General features: G+C 66.8%; 15 protein-coding genes. 7 read left to right on the top strand and 8 right to left on the bottom strand.

Annotation, left to right across the window (positions count from 1 at the left end; genetic code table 11):
- Window positions 1–22: 22 nt before the first annotated feature.
- Window positions 23–655 (bottom strand): hypothetical protein, encoded by a 633-nt coding sequence (locus AC5IJH_RS17550; protein WP_491904125.1) that lies wholly within the window; start codon window positions 653–655, stop codon window positions 23–25.
- A gap of 143 nt (window positions 656–798) precedes the next feature.
- Between AC5IJH_RS17550 and AC5IJH_RS17545 the strand changes: the two genes are divergently transcribed.
- From AC5IJH_RS17545 to AC5IJH_RS17520, 6 genes are read left to right on the top strand one after another with little or no spacing between them, the layout of a single operon-like run.
- Window positions 799–2,073, top strand: coding sequence for a 3-deoxy-D-manno-octulosonic acid transferase (locus AC5IJH_RS17545; RefSeq protein WP_491904124.1), 1,275 nt, complete (start codon window positions 799–801; stop codon window positions 2,071–2,073).
- On the top strand, window positions 2,070–3,074 hold the full coding sequence (gene lpxK / locus AC5IJH_RS17540) for a tetraacyldisaccharide 4'-kinase (protein ID WP_491904123.1): 1,005 nt from the start codon (window positions 2,070–2,072) through the stop codon (window positions 3,072–3,074). Before AC5IJH_RS17545 ends, lpxK begins: the two co-directional genes overlap by 4 nt.
- A 32-nt stretch (window positions 3,075–3,106) precedes the next feature.
- Window positions 3,107–4,180: a glycosyltransferase family 9 protein gene (locus AC5IJH_RS17535; protein WP_491904122.1), complete on the top strand. Its 1,074-nt coding sequence runs from the start codon at window positions 3,107–3,109 to the stop codon at window positions 4,178–4,180.
- Window positions 4,177–4,758 carry a methyltransferase family protein gene (locus AC5IJH_RS17530; protein ID WP_491904121.1) on the top strand — a complete coding sequence of 194 codons (582 nt, stop codon included), beginning with the start codon at window positions 4,177–4,179 and terminating at the stop codon, window positions 4,756–4,758. Before AC5IJH_RS17535 ends, AC5IJH_RS17530 begins: the two co-directional genes overlap by 4 nt.
- 47 nt (window positions 4,759–4,805) lie before the next feature.
- Window positions 4,806–5,564: a DUF3108 domain-containing protein gene (locus tag AC5IJH_RS17525; RefSeq protein WP_491904120.1), complete on the top strand. Its 759-nt coding sequence runs from the start codon at window positions 4,806–4,808 to the stop codon at window positions 5,562–5,564.
- A 42-nt stretch (window positions 5,565–5,606) separates the two neighbouring features.
- Entirely contained in the window at window positions 5,607–6,884 is a 1,278-nt protein-coding gene (locus tag AC5IJH_RS17520) for a metallophosphoesterase family protein (RefSeq protein ID WP_491904119.1), read from the top strand.
- Window positions 6,885–6,896: 12 nt separating this feature from the next.
- Here AC5IJH_RS17520 and AC5IJH_RS17515 read toward each other — a convergent pair whose 3' ends face one another.
- The 7 genes from AC5IJH_RS17515 to nadC form a co-directional block, all read right to left on the bottom strand.
- A complete protein-coding gene (locus AC5IJH_RS17515; protein WP_491904118.1) occupies window positions 6,897–7,184 on the bottom strand; it encodes a hypothetical protein in 288 nt (95 codons plus the stop codon).
- 123 nt (window positions 7,185–7,307) lie between these two features.
- A complete protein-coding gene (locus AC5IJH_RS17510; RefSeq protein WP_491904117.1) occupies window positions 7,308–10,049 on the bottom strand; it encodes a ComEC/Rec2 family competence protein in 2,742 nt (913 codons plus the stop codon).
- 28 nt (window positions 10,050–10,077) lie between these two features.
- Window positions 10,078–11,382: a 23S rRNA (uracil(1939)-C(5))-methyltransferase RlmD gene (gene rlmD, locus AC5IJH_RS17505; protein ID WP_491904116.1), complete on the bottom strand. Its 1,305-nt coding sequence runs from the start codon at window positions 11,380–11,382 to the stop codon at window positions 10,078–10,080.
- Window position 11,383: 1 nt separating this feature from the next.
- Window positions 11,384–12,082, bottom strand: coding sequence for a hypothetical protein (locus AC5IJH_RS17500; RefSeq protein ID WP_491904115.1), 699 nt, complete (start codon window positions 12,080–12,082; stop codon window positions 11,384–11,386).
- A gap of 1 nt (window position 12,083) precedes the next feature.
- Entirely contained in the window at window positions 12,084–12,911 is an 828-nt protein-coding gene (locus AC5IJH_RS17495; RefSeq protein ID WP_491904114.1) for a type III pantothenate kinase, read from the bottom strand.
- A gap of 1 nt (window position 12,912) precedes the next feature.
- Window positions 12,913–13,746: a biotin--[acetyl-CoA-carboxylase] ligase gene (locus AC5IJH_RS17490; RefSeq protein ID WP_491904113.1), complete on the bottom strand. Its 834-nt coding sequence runs from the start codon at window positions 13,744–13,746 to the stop codon at window positions 12,913–12,915.
- Window positions 13,747–13,822: 76 nt separating this feature from the next.
- Window positions 13,823–14,716 (bottom strand): carboxylating nicotinate-nucleotide diphosphorylase, encoded by an 894-nt coding sequence (gene nadC, locus AC5IJH_RS17485; RefSeq protein ID WP_491904112.1) that lies wholly within the window; start codon window positions 14,714–14,716, stop codon window positions 13,823–13,825.
- 97 nt (window positions 14,717–14,813) lie between these two features.
- Here nadC and AC5IJH_RS17480 point away from each other — a divergent pair, with 97 nt between their 5' ends.
- Window positions 14,814–15,641 carry a phosphatase PAP2 family protein gene (locus AC5IJH_RS17480; RefSeq protein ID WP_491904111.1) on the top strand — a complete coding sequence of 276 codons (828 nt, stop codon included), beginning with the start codon at window positions 14,814–14,816 and terminating at the stop codon, window positions 15,639–15,641.
- The last annotated feature ends 108 nt before the right edge of the window (window positions 15,642–15,749 follow it).

Here is a 15,749-nt window from a genome sequence, read left to right as displayed (position 1 = left end):
AAAAAAAAGGCGTCTAGCCTGCTTAGTGCGCGGCCTTGCTGTTCAGGTAGGGATCGAACGGCACGTCGATCGCGAAGAGTTCGCGGTGGTCGGCTGTTTCGATGCGGCGTAGTTCGAGGTGCGCTCCGGCCAGCGGGTTCTGCACGCTGCCGAGGTCGTAGAAGAGGAAGCCGGCGCGTGTGGTGTGCGGCTCGACGGCGAGTGCGTTGTATTCGAAGTTGGAGAAGTCCTCTTCGACCTGCTTGTCGCGGTTCTTGCCCTTGCCGCCGATCTTGAAGGGGCCGATGGGAATGGCGCGGCGCGGATCTGGCTCACGGTCGATGGCGCGTTCGACATCGCGCGGCTCGGCTGCGAGTACCTTCTGTCCGGATGCACCGATGAAGTGAATGCGCGCGTTCTCAAGCGAGATCGGCGTGTCGCCGTCGTTGGTGATGATGATGCGAATTGGGATGATGTTCACCGTGGGGTAGTTGAGGCGAAAAATCGAGGCCTTCTGCCCTGTATCGTACGGATCGACCGCGATGGTGAGGTGGTCCTGCGCGTCGCGCGTGAAGGCGGGGTACTGGTCGGCAGCCAATGCGGCCGGAGGTGCATGCTGCGCCAGCAGGGGAGCAGCAGCGGCAAGCGAGGCGAGCAGGAGAGCGGCGATCCGCATACGCATGATTAGAGCACTCCGCTGCTGCAAATGTCTTCGGGATTCAGGGCAGTCATCGTGAGAGTTTAGACGGCGCAATAGAGCGTGCGGGAGCCGAGCCGTAGCGTCCGGGGCGGCTCCCCTGTAGTCTGCGGGCAGCCCTCGTGATCCTGTTTCTCTACAACCTGGTGCTGCTTGCAGCGTGCGCACTGTTTGTGCCGCTGAGTGTCGTTCGGCCGAGATGGCGCGATGGTCTGCGCGAGCGGCTGGGCGAGGGTGCGTCGCGCGTGGCGCGGATGCAGAGCGGGCGACAGCAGGTGTGGGTGCATGCTGTGTCGGTCGGCGAGGTGGTGGCGATCACGCGGCTGGTCGAAGAGCTGGATGCGCGGCTGGGGCAGGGAGCTGTCGTGATCTCGACGACGACGCGCACTGGTCAGCAGATGGCTCGGGAGCGCTTCGGGGCGACACGCTGTTTTTATTTCCCGCTGGACCTGCCGTGGGTAGTGCGCGATGCGGTGCGCGTGCTGCGGCCGCGACTGCTGGTGCTGGCGGAGAGCGAGCTGTGGCCGAACCTGCTCCAGGAACTGCACAGCGAGCGTGTGCCAGTGGCGATCGTGAATGCGCGCGTGTCGGATCGCTCCCTGCCGCGCTATCTGCGACTGAAGCGGATGTGGCGGCCGTTTCTCAGCATGCTGTCGCTGGTGCAGGCACAGTCGGAGGAGGATGCGCGGCGCTTCGTCGCCATCGGTGTGCCCGCAGAGCGCGTGGAGGTGGGCGGCAATCTGAAGTACGACGCGCGGCCGCCACGGTCGGCGCCCTTGGTGGAGCAGATGCGGCAGAAACTCGCGGCGGACGCGCGTGTGCTGGTGGCCGGCTCGACGCTCGAGGATGAGGAATGTGTGCTTCTCGATGCGTGGCCGTCGATTGCGGCGCGCGTGCCCGGGGCGGTGCTGGTGCTGGCGCCGCGGCGTCCGGAGCGCTTCGCACACGTCGCCGCGCTGGTTCGCGAGCGCAGGCTGCCGCTGATCGAACGATCGCGCTGGGCGGGCGAAGCGATCGCGCAGGGCAGTGTCTTTCTGTTGGACACGATCGGTGAATTGGGCGCGGTGTACGGGCTGGCCGCGGTGGCGTTTGTGGGTGGCAGCCTGACGGACGCGGGCGGGCACAATCCGCTGGAGCCGGCGCGCTGCTCAGTGCCGGTGGTGATGGGCCCGCATGTCGAGAATTTTCGCAGCGTGGCCGAGACGCTTCGTGCTGCGGGAGCGCTGCGCATCGTGACACGTGCGGAGGTGGGAGAAGTGCTCGGGTCGCTGCTGACCGATGCTGAAGCCGCGCGCGCAATGGGACTACGCGGGCAGGCAGTGTTTGCGGAGCAGGCCGGTGCGACGGAGCGGGCGCTCCGTGCCGTGCTTGCACTGATGACCGAGGGCGAGCCGTGAACCTGCGTCGCTGGCCGTTGCTGCCGCTGTCTGCTCTGTACGGAGCGGGGCTGGCGGTGCGCGATGCACGCTACCGGCGTGGTACGCGCGAGGTGGCGCGCTTGCGCTGGCCGGTGATCAGTGTTGGCAATCTGTCGGTCGGGGGCGCGGGCAAGACACCGTTCACGATCCTGCTGGCGCGAGCGCTGGTGGAACGTGGCTGGTCAGTCGATGTGCTGTCGCGCGGCTACGGTCGCAGCACGGGGCGGGCAGCGCGCGTTGAGACGGCGCGGCCGGATGCGGCGCGGCTGTTCGGCGATGAGCCGGTGCTGATCGCGAGTGCTGCGGAGGTGCCGGTGTTTGTCGCGGCGGAGCGGGCCGAGGCGGGACGCATGGCAGAGGCGTCGCTCGATGAGGGCCAGCACCACGTGCACGTGCTCGATGATGGCATGCAGCATAGGCAGCTCGCGCGTGATGCGGAGATCGTGCTGCTGCATCGATCGGACCTGACCGGTGCATTGTTGCCGGCGGGAAGGCTGCGCGAGCCGCTGGCGGCGCTTCGGCGTGCGGATGTCGTGGTGCTGCGCGCAGGGGACCGCGATCTTCAGGAGCGTGTGCGGAGTTACATGCGACCCGAGGCAGCCGTGTGGTTCATGCGTCGTGAGCTGCTGGTTCCCACGCTGCCTGGAGCCGCGGTGGTGTTCAGCGCGATTGCGCGGCCGGCAGAGTTCGAACAGCAGCTGCGGGCTGAGGGTGTGGTCACCGGCGCTTCGCGGCACTGGCGCGATCACCATCGGTTCACTCGCCGTGATGTAGAGGAACTGATCGCGCTGGCGAGGTCGCACAAGGCCGCGTGCTTCGTGACGACGGAGAAGGATGCAGTGCGGCTGGCGAGCGAACCGCGAGCGCGGCTGGAACAGGTTGCGCCGGTGCTGACAGCACCGCTGCGCGTGGTGCTCGAGGACGAGGGAGTGGCGCTTTCGGCGCTTGAGCAGCGGCTGCGGGCGACGCAGCCAGCGTGAGAGAATCGGAGTTTGTCTTACCCCGTCGAGCGATGACACACACCCACAGTCCGACCGGCGAGCACGCGCGGCTGCTCATTGTGCGGCTTGGTGCGATGGGTGACGTGCTGCATGCGATGCCTGCCGTGGCGGCACTCCGCGCGGCGCTGCCGGAGGCGCATATCGGATGGGTGATCGAGCCGCGCTGGGCGCCATTGTTATCGGCGGAGAGCGGTGCGCAGCCGCATACGCCATCGATGCCGCTGGTCGACCGTATCCACATTGCACCGGCGCGGAGCTGGGCGCGGCGTCCGCTCTCGGCAACGACCTGGTCGGAGATGAAGGCGCTGCGCGGTGCGCTGCGTCGAGAGCGATACGACATCGCCATCGATCTGCAGGGGGCTGTGCGTTCTGCTTTGATCGGGCGTGCGTCGAATGCACGGCTGGTGGGTGAGGCATCCCCACGCGAGGCGCCGGCGCGGTGGTTCTTCGCGCAGCGAGTGCCGACGAGCGGCACGCATGTGATCGAGCAGGCGGCCGAGGTTGTCTCAGCCGCGGTAGGGCGTGTGCTGTTGCCGGTGCTGCCGCCGTTGCCGATCGATGACGCGGCGGAGGAGCGTGTGGCATCGCTCGTGCCTGGTGGAGAGCCGCTGGCGCTGGTGCATCCGGGCGCGGGCTGGGGCGCGAAGCGCTGGCCGGCAGAGCGTTACGGCGCGGTCGCCGCAGCGCTGGCGAGGCGGGGCTATCGCGTTGCGGTGAATCGCGCGCCCGGTGAAGAGGCGATCGCCGATGCAGTGGTGTTGGCAAGTGAGAGCCGTGCGTTCGCAGTCGCGACCAGCATGGGAGAATTGATCGCAATGACCAGACGCAGTGCGATCGTGATCGGCGGCGATACAGGGCCGGTACACCTGGCGTGCGCGCTCGGGCGCCCGGTCGTCGGCATCTATGGCCCGACCGATCCTGCGCGCAATGGTCCGTGGGGCGTGCCGTTTCGTGTGCTGCGGCATCCGGAGAGCCGGCGCGATCACGCACGACGCAGCGAACCCGAGGCGGGGCTGCTGACCATTACGAGCGAGGAAGTCCTCGAAGCAGCAGGCGAACTGTTGCATGCGGAGCAACACGCGTGAACCTTAGCTGGAGCCGCGTGGCGCGGCGCATCCGGGTGCCGATGGGCTTCGTGTTCGCGCTGTACTACCTGCTGACCGCGCACCCATCTGTGCACTCGCTGTTGTGGAGCCTGATCGGGGTGGTGCCCGGTGTGCTGCTGCGCGCGTATGCATCCGGATACGTGCAGAAGAATGCGGAGCTGACGACGACGGGTCCGTACGCGTACACGCGAAATCCGCTGTATCTCGGCTCCATGCTGATCGCGTTTGGCTTCGCGGTTGCGGCGCACAGCTGGTGGGTGGCGCTGGTGCTGGCGGTGTTGTTTACGGTGATCTATGTACCGGTGATTCGCGATGAAGAGCGCTATCTGCGCACGCAGTTCAGTGGCTTTGACGAGTATGCGCGGCGCGTGCCGCGGCTGATTCCGCGGCTGCGTCCGGCGCTGACGGAAGGTGTGGAGGCGGGTGACCGAGGGTTCTCCGGGGCGCTTTACCGCAAGCACCGCGAGTACAATGCCGCCCTGGGCACTGCGACGATTTACGTGGTTCTCCTGGTCCGGCTGTTCGTCTGGGGCCGGGCGCTGCTGCCGACTCAGTAGTTCATTTCTTTGCTGGCGGGAAAGGACACCATGCGCGAGGACCTTGCTTGAGGCGACTGCTCCTTCTCCCCTGTGCGCTCTTGCTGACGAGCGCACTGTTCGCACAGCAACTGCCACCGCTGCCGCCGCCACAGCAGCAGTACCTGCCGCAGAAAGAGACGCTGGCCTACAGCGTGGACTGGCGCGTGTTCCCGGCTGGCACGGCCACTTTTTATCTCGAGAGCGATGGAAACACGCAGCACGTGCGCGCGAACGGCGATTCAATCGGCGCGGTGAGCCTGCTATTCAAGGTGGCGGATCGGTTTCAATCTTCGTTCGAGAGGAAGACAGGCTGCTCGCAGTACTTTTCCAAGCAACTGCTGGAGGGGCGGCGGCAGATCACGAGCACACTGCAGTTCCAATACGGCGCGAAGCGGCAGGTGTTGGATGAGAAGAACATCCTGAAGGCCACGAACCGGCACCAGGAAGCACCGATTCCGCCATGCGTCACTGACCTGATGTCGGCGATCTTCATCGCGGGTGCGCAGCACCTCGAAGTCGGGCAGAGCTTTGCGATGCCGCTGGCGGATGCAATGCGCGTGGTGGGCGTGACCTTCAAACCCGAGGCACGGGAGGAGATCAAGACCGTGGCGGGCACGTTTCAGACCATCCGGGTGGAGCCGACGGCCGATGCGGGCGTGGTGAAGAACCGCGGGAATATCTGGATCTGGTACTCCGATGACAATCGTCATCTACCCGTGCAGATGCGCGCCCGGCTATTCTGGGGCACCATCACGCTGCGGCTGACCAGCATCGAAACCAAGTAGCCGCAGCGCAGTCGCGAGGTAAAAGCCCGTCCAGCGGGCAGAATGGCACTCGACCGCAAGCGTAGACGGCGCATGCGCGGCGCCCGCAAGCCATCCGTGATTGCGCGCGGCAGCAACCTGCCGCTGTTCGGGCGCTCGCGGCTGCTGTCGTTTTACCAGCGGCGCGTCACGCGGCTGGCGCCGGTGCTGCCGCGGCCCGGGCTCGCTGCGTTTCTTCCCAACCAGAGCTGGCGCTGGTTGTCGAGCTATGTGCAGCAGATGCTGCGGCCCCGCTTCGGTCCGTATCCCGCGTACCAGGGCGCGGCGACCGGCGTGCATGACATGCGCACACTGCATGGCAACGGAACCGTGCACCTGGCGATTGCAGCGGACTGGGGGACCGGCACGCAGGAAGCGGCGCAGGTCGCCGAGTCCATCGAGACATGCGAGCCGGACTATACCGTTCACCTCGGCGATATTTACTACGTCGGTGACGAACACGAGGTGCGCGGCAACTTTCTGGGTGAGCGGGTGAATGCGTACGCGCCGGTCGCGTGGCCGCGCGGCAGGGTGGGCACCTTCGCGATCCCCGGCAATCACGAGATGTACGGCGGAGGCGAGCCGTTCTTTCGCTCCGTTCTGCCGTACTGCGATACCGGCGATGGCACAGCGCAGCAGGCGAGCTACTTCGCGCTCGAGTCAGAGCACTGGCGCATCCTGGGGCTCGACACCGGCTATAACTCCGTCGGGCTGCCGGTGCTGGGATGGATTCCCGGCATGAACCGGCTGAGCTGGGTGCATGCGGATGGGCATCTGGAGCCGAGCGTGATGGAGTGGCTGCGCGCCGTCGTCCGTCCACAGGAGCGACCGAAGGCGACGGTGATTCTTACACATCATCCGTACGCCAGTGCGTTCGACGACGATCTGTACCCGCGGCCGGCGCGCCAGCTCGCGGAGTTCTTTTCACCACTGCAGCAGGTCGTCTGGCTGCATGGGCACGAGCACCGCCTGGCGATCTACAAGCAGCGGCGCACGCCCGGTGGCTTTCCGGCATTTGCGCGGTGCATCGGACATGGCGGCATGCCGGTGGAGTGTGGCCTGCAGCCGAGGAGCCGTCGCGGGTTGAAGTTCTACGATGCACGCAGTGACTATCGGCTCAGCGACGGACACACAAAGGCAGGCTGGAACGGTTACGTTCACCTGACGTGCAGCGGGCCGCGACTGGGCCTCGACTACCTGGATCTGCGCAACCGGCGCGTGTTTCGGGAGTGCTTCACGGTGAAAGAGGATCTGAGCCTGCGGCACGAGTACGAAAACGTGCGGCTCACGCCCGGACCGTGAGCGGGTGTGTGACTACTGCAGTCGAAAGCGCTCGCGCATGAGCCGTTGCAGCCGCGGCTGGTAGAGCAGCTCATAGGCGAGCTCCTTGTCGGGAAACATGGCGAGGGCGGCGCGACGGGTGTCGCTGATCATCTCGAGTGCGTCCTCGTAGGTAAGGCTCGCGTCCTGCGCGATGACGGCCATGACCATGTTCATCATGAGCTGCAGCCGCCGCAGGTTGCGCTCTTCGCGTTGCTGCTCGAGCACGGAACGTGCCTCTGGAGCGCTTGCCTTTGTGCTGTTGTCTGTCTCCGATCGCATGCAGGACCCCTCTCGAGTGCGTGCCAGGTTTCGCAGCACTCTACACCTAGAAAAGATGCGGCGCACCCCTAAAACGATCCCTCGCCTGGCGGCGCGGATGACTGCCTATGGACCACATCAGTTTCATTCGGGCAACGCGGGTGACGGCTGCGGGTGCACGCCATCGCTGTCGAGCAGGAAGGTGGAGATGCCGAGCATATCGGTGCGCCAGGTGTGCGCGCCCTGCGCTTCGAGGTGGTCGAGCGTCTCCCAACGGGGATGGTGATAGCTGTTGAAAGGGCCGACGGAGATCACGGCGTAGTGCGGCGCAACGCGTGCGAGGAAGGGTGGGATGCTGGACGTTTTGCTGCCGTGGTGGCCGACCTTGAGCAGATCGGCCGAGAGCGCGTCCGCAGGGAGCGAGAGCATCGCGGCTTCGCTCGGGGCTTCGGCGTCCCCTTCGAGCAGTGCTGCGTGTCCGGCATAGCGCAGGCGCAGCACAAGCGAATCGTTGTTGCTGGCGTTGGGGCCGGGCTCGTACTCGGCGCGCGGGGAGAGCACGTCGATCGAGGCTGCGCCGAAGGGGAGAGCCTGCCCGGCGGAGAAGCTGCGAACGGGAATGCCGAGTTGAGACGCCTCGTCGAGGAGGGCCTTGTAGGCGGGCGTCGGTGGGTTGTGGCCGACCCAGAGCTCGCGTGGGTGGAAGTTGCGCAGCACGGCAGCCATGCCGCCCATGTGATCGCTGTGTGCGTGGGTGAGCGCGACCGCATCGAGGCGGCGCACGCCGCGGCTCCAAAGATAGGGGCTGACGACGTTCTCGCCCAGGTCGAAGCGGCCGGCGTGCGCGCCGCCCACAGGACCGCCGGCATCGACCAGTAATGTGTGGCCGTCCGGAGTGACGACGAACAGCGAGTCGCCCTGGCCGACGTCGATCGCTGTGACCTCGAGCGCGTGAGAGCTGTGACTGAGCGATGGTGAGATGAGCGCTGCGAGTACGGCGGCGATCATGGCGAGCGCGGCCAGGGGCACGGCGAAGCGATGGCGCGCACGCACCAGCCAGACAGCCGCTGCGAGCAGCAGCGCGAAGGCGAGCACGCCGGGTGTGCGTGGTCCGGCGAGACGCCACTCACTGACCCGGAGCTGGCTGAAGGTACGCACCACCGCCAGTACAGCGTGCAGCAGGGACGCACTCGCTGCGGCTGGCAGCCATGCCAGCGACGGCGTGAGCAGGAGCGCGGCCATGGTGAGCAGCGCGGCCGGAAGCAGCAGCGTGAGCGCGGGCACGATCAGCACGTTGACCGGCAGGCCGAGCGTCGTCACGCGATGGAAGTAGGCCACCATGGGCAGCAGCATGACGAGCTCGATGACGGCGGAGACGAGGCAGAGTTCGGCGAAGTGCAGCAGGCTGCGGACGGCGAGCGCCAGCAGCCGCTGCGAGGGGCGGCGCCGTCGTAGGCGCCTCGGCAGCAGGCGATCCAGGTGCTCGCCGATGAGGCGCAGCGTGACGCGGAACTGCGCGAGGCGGGGCTCGAACGCGGTGTCCATGCCGACGACGGAGATGTGTCGTGCGGCGAGCGCGAACGGATGAAGACTGCGTGCCAGCAGCGGAGCGGCGAGGCCCGCGACGGCCACGACCGTGAGCAGCGTCATCTCGAGGCCGCTGTCGAGCAGTGCGTGCGGCGCGAAGGCAAGCAGGCAGAGCATGGCAAAGCCGAGGCTGTTCATCCCGCGGCGATCGCGATAGAGCAGACGGCCGATGAGATAGAGCGACACCATGGCGAGCGCGCGCTGCACCGGCTGGCCGAAGCCGGTGAGCACGGCGTAGGCGAAGGAGAGCGTGATGGTGAGCAGCGTAAGTGGGAGCCGGGGCAATCGCAGGCGACGACCGAGCGCGAACACGACAGCGGCAAAGATGCCGAGGTGCAGCCCGGAGACCACGAGCAGGTGAAAGGAGCCGGTGCGTTCGAAGGGAGTGCGGAGTGCGCTGTCGAGGTAGGTGCGATCGCCGGTCACCATAGCGGCGAGCATGGCGGCATCGTCGCGATCGAGCGTGAGCCATGCGGGCAGTGCATGCACCGGAGTCGCGCCGAATGCCAGCAGGCGATCGCTGCCGGCGGTCTGTGCTGCATGGAGGAGGCAGGGAAGGCCGCGCTTTGAGGTGTGGCCCAGGACGGTGAGCTTCTCCTGCTTTGCGGAGCCGATCACGCCGATGCCCTGGCTCAGCATCCAGGCAGGGCTGTTCCACACGCCGGGGTCGCGGTAACGCTCGGGTGGGCGAAGCGTCGCTGACACGGTCACGAGATCGCCGCAGGCAAGTGGTGTAAGCGGCTCATCGAAAGGCGCATACAGAGAGAGGCGCAGCCCGCCGGGCACGGGGTGCATGGGGATGCCGAACGAGGTGGCAGAGCCGACCGCGAGGTCGATGGAGCGGATCTGCTCGCGAACCTCGTCATCCGAGAATGGCCGCTGCGTATGTACCTGTTGCGGCGACGTCAGGCGCGCGACACGGCCGGTGAGGGTGACGGATTCGCCCTGGGCGAGCGTCTGGAGCTCAGTCTGCGGCACGGGGTGGGGCTCAAGCTCAGCAGCGATACCGCCAACCAGCAGCCATAGCGCGAGTAGCGGCAGCAGGGCCATACGCGGCGCGAGGAACGAACCCACGGTAGTGACGAATGCCAGCAGGAGTGCAGCAAGGAGCAGCCAGGCCGGTGTGATCCAGACATGATGCCCGATGAGGATGCCGGCTGCGAAGGCAAGCGCTGCGGCCAGCAGCGGCGCGCGCGCGAAGTCGAGCGGATCCCACGCAATGGCGCCGAGCCAGCCTTTGCTGACGGCTGACGGCGTGCTCGAGGCGATGAAGGACGGCGGAGCGACGAGCGTAGCCATGGCAGCAGACGCTGGAGGCGCTCGCGCGTCAGTCGTGGATCAGGCGGACGAGGGTCTCCAGATGAAAGGTCTGTGGGAACAGGTCTACCAGCGTGATCTCCGCGGGTCGATACCCGGATGGTTGCAGCGCGCGCAGGTCGCGGGCGAGGGTGGAAGGATCGCAGGACACATACGCGATCTCGCGCGGCGCAACAGCGGCGAGGCTGGTGGTGACCTCGGGGCCGAGTCCCGCGCGCGGCGGGTCGACCACCACGAGGTCCGGTGCGGGCGCGCGGCCAGGGGTGTTGAGGAAGCGGCGGGTGTCTTCGACGATGCAGCGATGTCCTGGCCCGCGCAGGTTGTGGGCGAGGTCGGCGGTGGCCAGCGCTGAGGGCTCAACAGCGATGACGCGTTCGAAGCGCTGCGCGAGCGCCTGCGCAAAGAGCCCGACACCAGCGTAGAGATCCCACGCGACCGCGCCCTGACGGCCAGTGGTGACGAGATCGAGCAGGGCCGGGATCAGGAAGCGATTGACCTGGAAGAAGGCGCCCGCGCTGACCTGATAACGAAGGTCGCCGACGCTGTAATGCAGGCGGCCCGCACCTTCCGTGTGCAGCAGTTCGGTGCGGCGGGTCTTCGCGTTGAGGCGAAACACCGAAACGCTGACAGTCGCGGGCAGCTCGGACTGAAGCGCCTGCGCGAGCGAGCGGGCCAGCTCCGGCGCACGCACGGCGCGTTCCGTGAAGAGCGATATGAGCAGGCTCGAGCCGTCGCCTTCGGTGAAGAACTCCACTTCCGTGAGTGAGGACGCAAGCGCCGGCTGCTTTTCGAGCGCACGATTTGTCGCAGCGATGGCCTGCTCGAGCAGTGGCGCAGCAACCGGGCAGTGATCGACGCGGAGGTCACGATGCGAGCCTGCCTCGCGATACGTGAGTGCCGGCCGCGGACTGGGCGCGATGTGCAGGCGCACGCGGTTGCGATAGTGCCATGGTTCTGCGGACCGGGTTGCGATCGCGGGCAGGTCGGTGACGTGAGCACGCTCGAGCGTCTCGCGCAGGATGTCGCGCTTCATCGCGAGCTGGGTTGCGTACTCCGCGTGCTGGTAGTGGCAGCCACCACAGCGGCCGTAGTAGTCGCACACGGGCGTGATGCGTGCGAGCGCGGGCTCGAGGATTGCGCTGACCTGTGCGGTGGCGTAGCTACGGCGATCTTCGGTGAGTGTGGCTTCGACCAGCTCGCCGGGAAGCGTCTTGGGCAGGAAGACGGTTTTGCCCGCGAGGCCAGATGGGTCGTCTGCCGGAACGTGCGAGAGGGAAGCGCCGCCATAGAGCGGCTTTTCGGCGCGGAGCTTCACGTCACCCCTCCTGTTCCATATAGAAGAGACTGAGGCGCGGCAGGTCAAAACGCTCCAGCAGGCGCCGGCGCAGAAACTGCTGTTCGATCTGACGGATCTGCACTGCCTGCATGCGGCTACGGTATGGTGCAAGTTCGCGCGCGGCCTGCTCGCGCAGGCTTTCGAGGTCCGTGGCTGGCGTGGCGGTCAGCAGGTGCGCGAACAGCTTCTCCTCGAGCGCTGAGAGCGATTGCTCGAGCTCTTCACTGCGATGCGGAGCGTTGGCGAGCTGCTCGAGCCGGTCGGCAATCTCGACGAGCGCCGGCACCGCAGTCGCTGCCGTGCGGATGCGACCCGCAGCGCGGCGCAGATGGCCGGCGATGCGGTCCTGCTCGAGTCCTGGCGCCTCGGCGGACGACGGCATGACGCCACCGACCGCTGCGTCGTTCATGGACTCGACGGCTTCCATGATGGCCTGCGCGCACCACGCGAGCCCGTTGACGCGACGCAGACGGGTGCGTGCGTGTGTTGCTTTGGCCTGCCGTTGCTCGTACTTGTCGAAGGCGTCGTCGATGCCGCGGAGCACCGCCGCGAGCGGCACGCCAGCCGCGCGCCAGGTGTCGACGAGCGCCCAGTCGAGCGTCGAGAGCAGCAGCAGCGAGCCGCGGCGGCGCTGGAAGTGCTCTTCGATCTCGGTGAAGTAATTTACGTAGTTCTGCACGTCAGCCGGCTGCGGGGGCGGGGTTGTTGCGCGTGCGCGTGCTGCGATTACGCTCCCAGAGCAGGCGCAGGCCGTCGAGCGTCAGCATCTGGTCGATGGTCGTGATGTAGCGCGAATCTTCCTGGAGCATGTGAGCGAGGCCGCCGGTGGCGATAATGCGGGGCTTCGGGCTGTCCGGGTGCGTTGTCTCCAACTCGCCAAGGATGCGCTCGAGGATGCCGTCGACCAGGCCGGTGTAGCCGTAGAACAGCCCGCTCTGCAGGTGCGCGACGGTGTTAGTGCCGATGACGCGCGACGGCCGTTTGATGTCCACGCGCGCGAGCTTGGCGGTGCGGGAGAAGAGTGCATCCGCGGAGATGCCGAGCCCCGGTGCGATGACGCCGCCGATGTATTCGCCGCGCGCGGTGATGACGTCGAAGGTGGTCGCGGTGCCGAAGTCGACGATGACGATCGGGCCGCCGTAGCGTGCGAAGGCCGCGACGCCGTTGACGATGCGGTCGGCGCCGAGCTCGGCGGGATTGTCGACCAGCAGCGGCATGCCGGTCTTGATGCCGGGCTCGACGAAGGTGGGGCGCAGTCCGAAGTAGCGCTCGCACAGCCGGCGGATGGTGCTGTCGAGCGGCGGCACGACGGAGGAGACGATGACGGCCGTGATCTGCGAGACGTCGATCTGCCGCATGGAGAACAGGTTCAGAAACAAGACGCCGTACTCATCGGAGGTCTGATTCTTCTGCGTGGTGACGCGCCAGTCCGCAATCAGTTCGGGCGAGTCGAGCGGGTAGAGCCCGAGGACGGTGTTTGAATTGCCGACGTCGATGGCGAGCAGCATGTCAGAGGCTCCCTTCGCGCACGCCGCCGGAGAGCACGGTGCGTGGGCCCGCGGCAGTGCGGACGCGCAGGAAGCCGCGCTCGTCAACGCCATCCGTCACGCCGGAATAGGTCTCCGCCTCGGTGACGATGACCTGCTTGCCGCGAATCCACGACGAACCGGTGGTGACTCGCGTGCGTAGATCGGCGGTGACCACGGCGAGCGGTTCGCTGACGAGGCGCGCGACCTCGCGGTCGAGATGACGGAGCAGGGCGAGCAGCAAATCCTGCCGCGGCCAGTCCCGGCCGGTTTCAATGCGCAGAGACGTGGCGAGCGAGGAGAGCTCCGCGGGAAACGCGGGCTGATGCACGTTGAGGCCGATGCCGATGACGACGTGGCGGACGCGGGTGACTTCGGCATTGAGTTCCGTGAGGATGCCGCCCATTTTTCGTCCGGAGAGCAGCAGGTCGTTGGGCCAGCGGATGTCAGGTTCGAGTGCGGTGACCTCGCGGATCGCAGCCTGCACGGCGAGCCCTGCCGCGAGCGACAACCACAGCACATCCGCAGGGGCGAGCGCAGGACGGAGCAGCACGCTGACGTAAAGACCTGAGCCGGGTGCCGAGTGCCACTTGTGTGCGCCGCGTCCGCGGCCGGCAGTCTGCTCGTCGGCAAGGTAGACGGTGCCGCTCTCCTGGCCCTGCTCGGCTTCACGCATGGCCAGGGTGTTGGTCGAGTCGATCGACGGGTAGAAGCGCAGGCGCCCGGCGAAGGGAGTCCCGGCCAGCTCGCGATCGAGCGCGGGAAGATCGAGCGCATCGGCGTGGAACTCGCTCTGGTCGATCGGAAGATGCGGCACGGGCTGGGTAGGAGGCGGCGTCATCGGTCTCTGGGATACTGGGGGCCGGGCGAGCCAGCAAAAGCAACAAACTCAGTTACGACTCGGCAAGGATGCGCATGCTGAGGTCGACGGCGACCGCGGAATGCGTCAGCGCTCCCGAGGAGATGTAGTTCACGCCGGCCTCGGCATAGCTGCGGATGGTATCGAGCTGAATGCCGCCTGAGGCTTCGATGGGAACGCTGAGGCCGCGCGAGCGGATGAGCTGGACAGAGGCCGCGACCTCGGCCGGGCTCATGTTGTCGAGCAGAATGGCCTCCGCCCCGCCGGTAATGGCCTGCTCCAGCTCTTCGCGGTTGCGCACTTCGACCTGTACGCGCTGACCGGGCTGGCGTGCGGCACACGCCGCAGCGAGCACCTTGGGAATGCCGCCCCCGAGCGCGATGTGGTTGTTCTTGATGAGGATGCCGTCGGACAGGTCAAGGCGGTGATTCTCGCCGCCGCCGCAGGAGACCGCGTATTTGTCCAGCAGGCGCAGACCGGGCACGGTCTTGCGAGTGTCGAGCACGCGGGCATTCGTGCCCTGCACCTGGTCGACGTAGCGGCGCGTGATGGTGGCGATGCCGCTCATGCGCTGCATGAGATTCAGGATGACGCGCTCGCACGACAGGAGCACGCGCGCGGTCGAGCGGATGACGGCGACGGATTGGCCGCGCTTGACGCGGACGCCGTCAAAGATCTCCGGGTGGTGCACGACCTCGTAGCGCAGCACCTCGGTAGCTCCGGCGGCGCGGCTTAAACGCGAATAGATCTCAAGCACGCGCGGAATGCATCCAAGGCCCGAGATGACGCAATCCTCCTTCGCGAGGATCGTGCCGGAGGCGCGAAGCTTGGGATCGATCGTGTACGCTGTCGTGATGTCTTTGAGTGCCTGGTCCTCGACCAGAGCCTGCTCCAGGAGGGCCTCGACTCGCTTGCTCTTCCAGTCCATACGCACCCTCATCATACGCCCGCAGCCGCGATTGGCCGAGGCTCGCAAAGGATGGCATTGGAGGGCACGGCTGGCCGCTGGCGCACTGTTGCTCTCCATGTCCGCGACCGTCCCTGCCTCGGCGCAGAGCGCGGTTTCGACCCACCCGGTGGAACAGACGGAGTGCAACCTGAGCGCGCTGAAGACGTGCGTGTGGCATGTTCTTGACGACGAACGCCACATCGTGACCAGCCCGGCGCACCTGCGGCCGAAGGATCTGTTGTGGCTTGCGCCGCTCGGGCTTGCGACCGGTGTCGCGATCGACTACGACGCGCACGCGCTGCGCACGCTGGGCACGGACAAACCGACCCAGGACCGATACCGGCAGATCTCGGATGTGGGCGGCGTGTACCTGCCCCTGGCCACGGTGGTGGGCGGCTATGCGCTGGGCGCGTGGCACAAGGACGACTATCTGCAGCAGACAGCGGTGCTGAGCGGCGAAGCCATCGCGGATGCGCTGATCCTGAATGAGGGGCTGAAGTACGCGATCAACCGCGAAGACCCTGCGCAGGGCGATCACACCGGGCGCTTCTGGCCGCATGGGACGCGCACATGGCCGGATGGGCAATCCATGCCGTCAGGACATTCATTGACGGCGTGGACGGTGGCACACGTGGTCGCCTCGCGTTATCCGAGCTGGCACACGAAGCTGCTGGTGTATGGCATTGCGGCCAGTGTGTCGGCGACGCGCGTGGTGGCGCGTCAGCACTTCCCGTCCGACGTGCTGGTGGGCAGCACGCTAGGCTACCTGATTGGCGGGTATGTCAGCAATGCTCGGGGAGAGACGAGCCGCAATCTTTCGCTGTCGATGATCAATACGCCGAACGGCCGGGGGGTCGAGCTGAGCTACACGTTCGGCCGGCACCGCGCAGCGACAGGCGAGTAGGCGCGCTCAGGCCGGGGGCAGCGCGGCGATCGATTCGCGAACACGGTCGAGCAGCGTGACCAGCTCTGCATTGCGCCGACGCAAACCGTCTACGACGGCTGCGGGCGC

The organism is Candidatus Dedyshia acidiphila, assembly GCF_051025295.1.
Taxonomy (GTDB): domain Bacteria; phylum Acidobacteriota; class Terriglobia; order Terriglobales; family Acidobacteriaceae; genus KBS-83.
Note: the sequence above shows the minus strand (reverse complement) of the source record. Positions and strands in the feature narration are given on the sequence as shown.

Bases quoted from the DNA above. Each gene is read 5' to 3' on its own strand.
- AC5IJH_RS17550 (WP_491904125.1), bottom strand. From the start codon at position 655: ATGCGGATCGCCGCTCTCCTGCTCGCCTCGCTTGCCGCTGCTGCTCCC.
- AC5IJH_RS17535 (WP_491904122.1), top strand. From the start codon at position 3,107: ATGACACACACCCACAGTCCGACCGGCGAGCACGCGCGGCTGCTCATT.
- AC5IJH_RS17520 (WP_491904119.1), top strand. From the start codon at position 5,607: ATGGCACTCGACCGCAAGCGTAGACGGCGCATGCGCGGCGCCCGCAAG.
- AC5IJH_RS17515 (WP_491904118.1), bottom strand. From the start codon at position 7,184: ATGCGATCGGAGACAGACAACAGCACAAAGGCAAGCGCTCCAGAGGCA.
- AC5IJH_RS17510 (WP_491904117.1), bottom strand. From the start codon at position 10,049: ATGGCTACGCTCGTCGCTCCGCCGTCCTTCATCGCCTCGAGCACGCCG.
- AC5IJH_RS17495 (WP_491904114.1), bottom strand. From the start codon at position 12,911: ATGCTGCTCGCCATCGACGTCGGCAATTCAAACACCGTCCTCGGGCTC.
- nadC (WP_491904112.1), bottom strand. From the start codon at position 14,716: ATGGACTGGAAGAGCAAGCGAGTCGAGGCCCTCCTGGAGCAGGCTCTG.
- AC5IJH_RS17480 (WP_491904111.1), top strand. From the start codon at position 14,814: ATGTCCGCGACCGTCCCTGCCTCGGCGCAGAGCGCGGTTTCGACCCAC.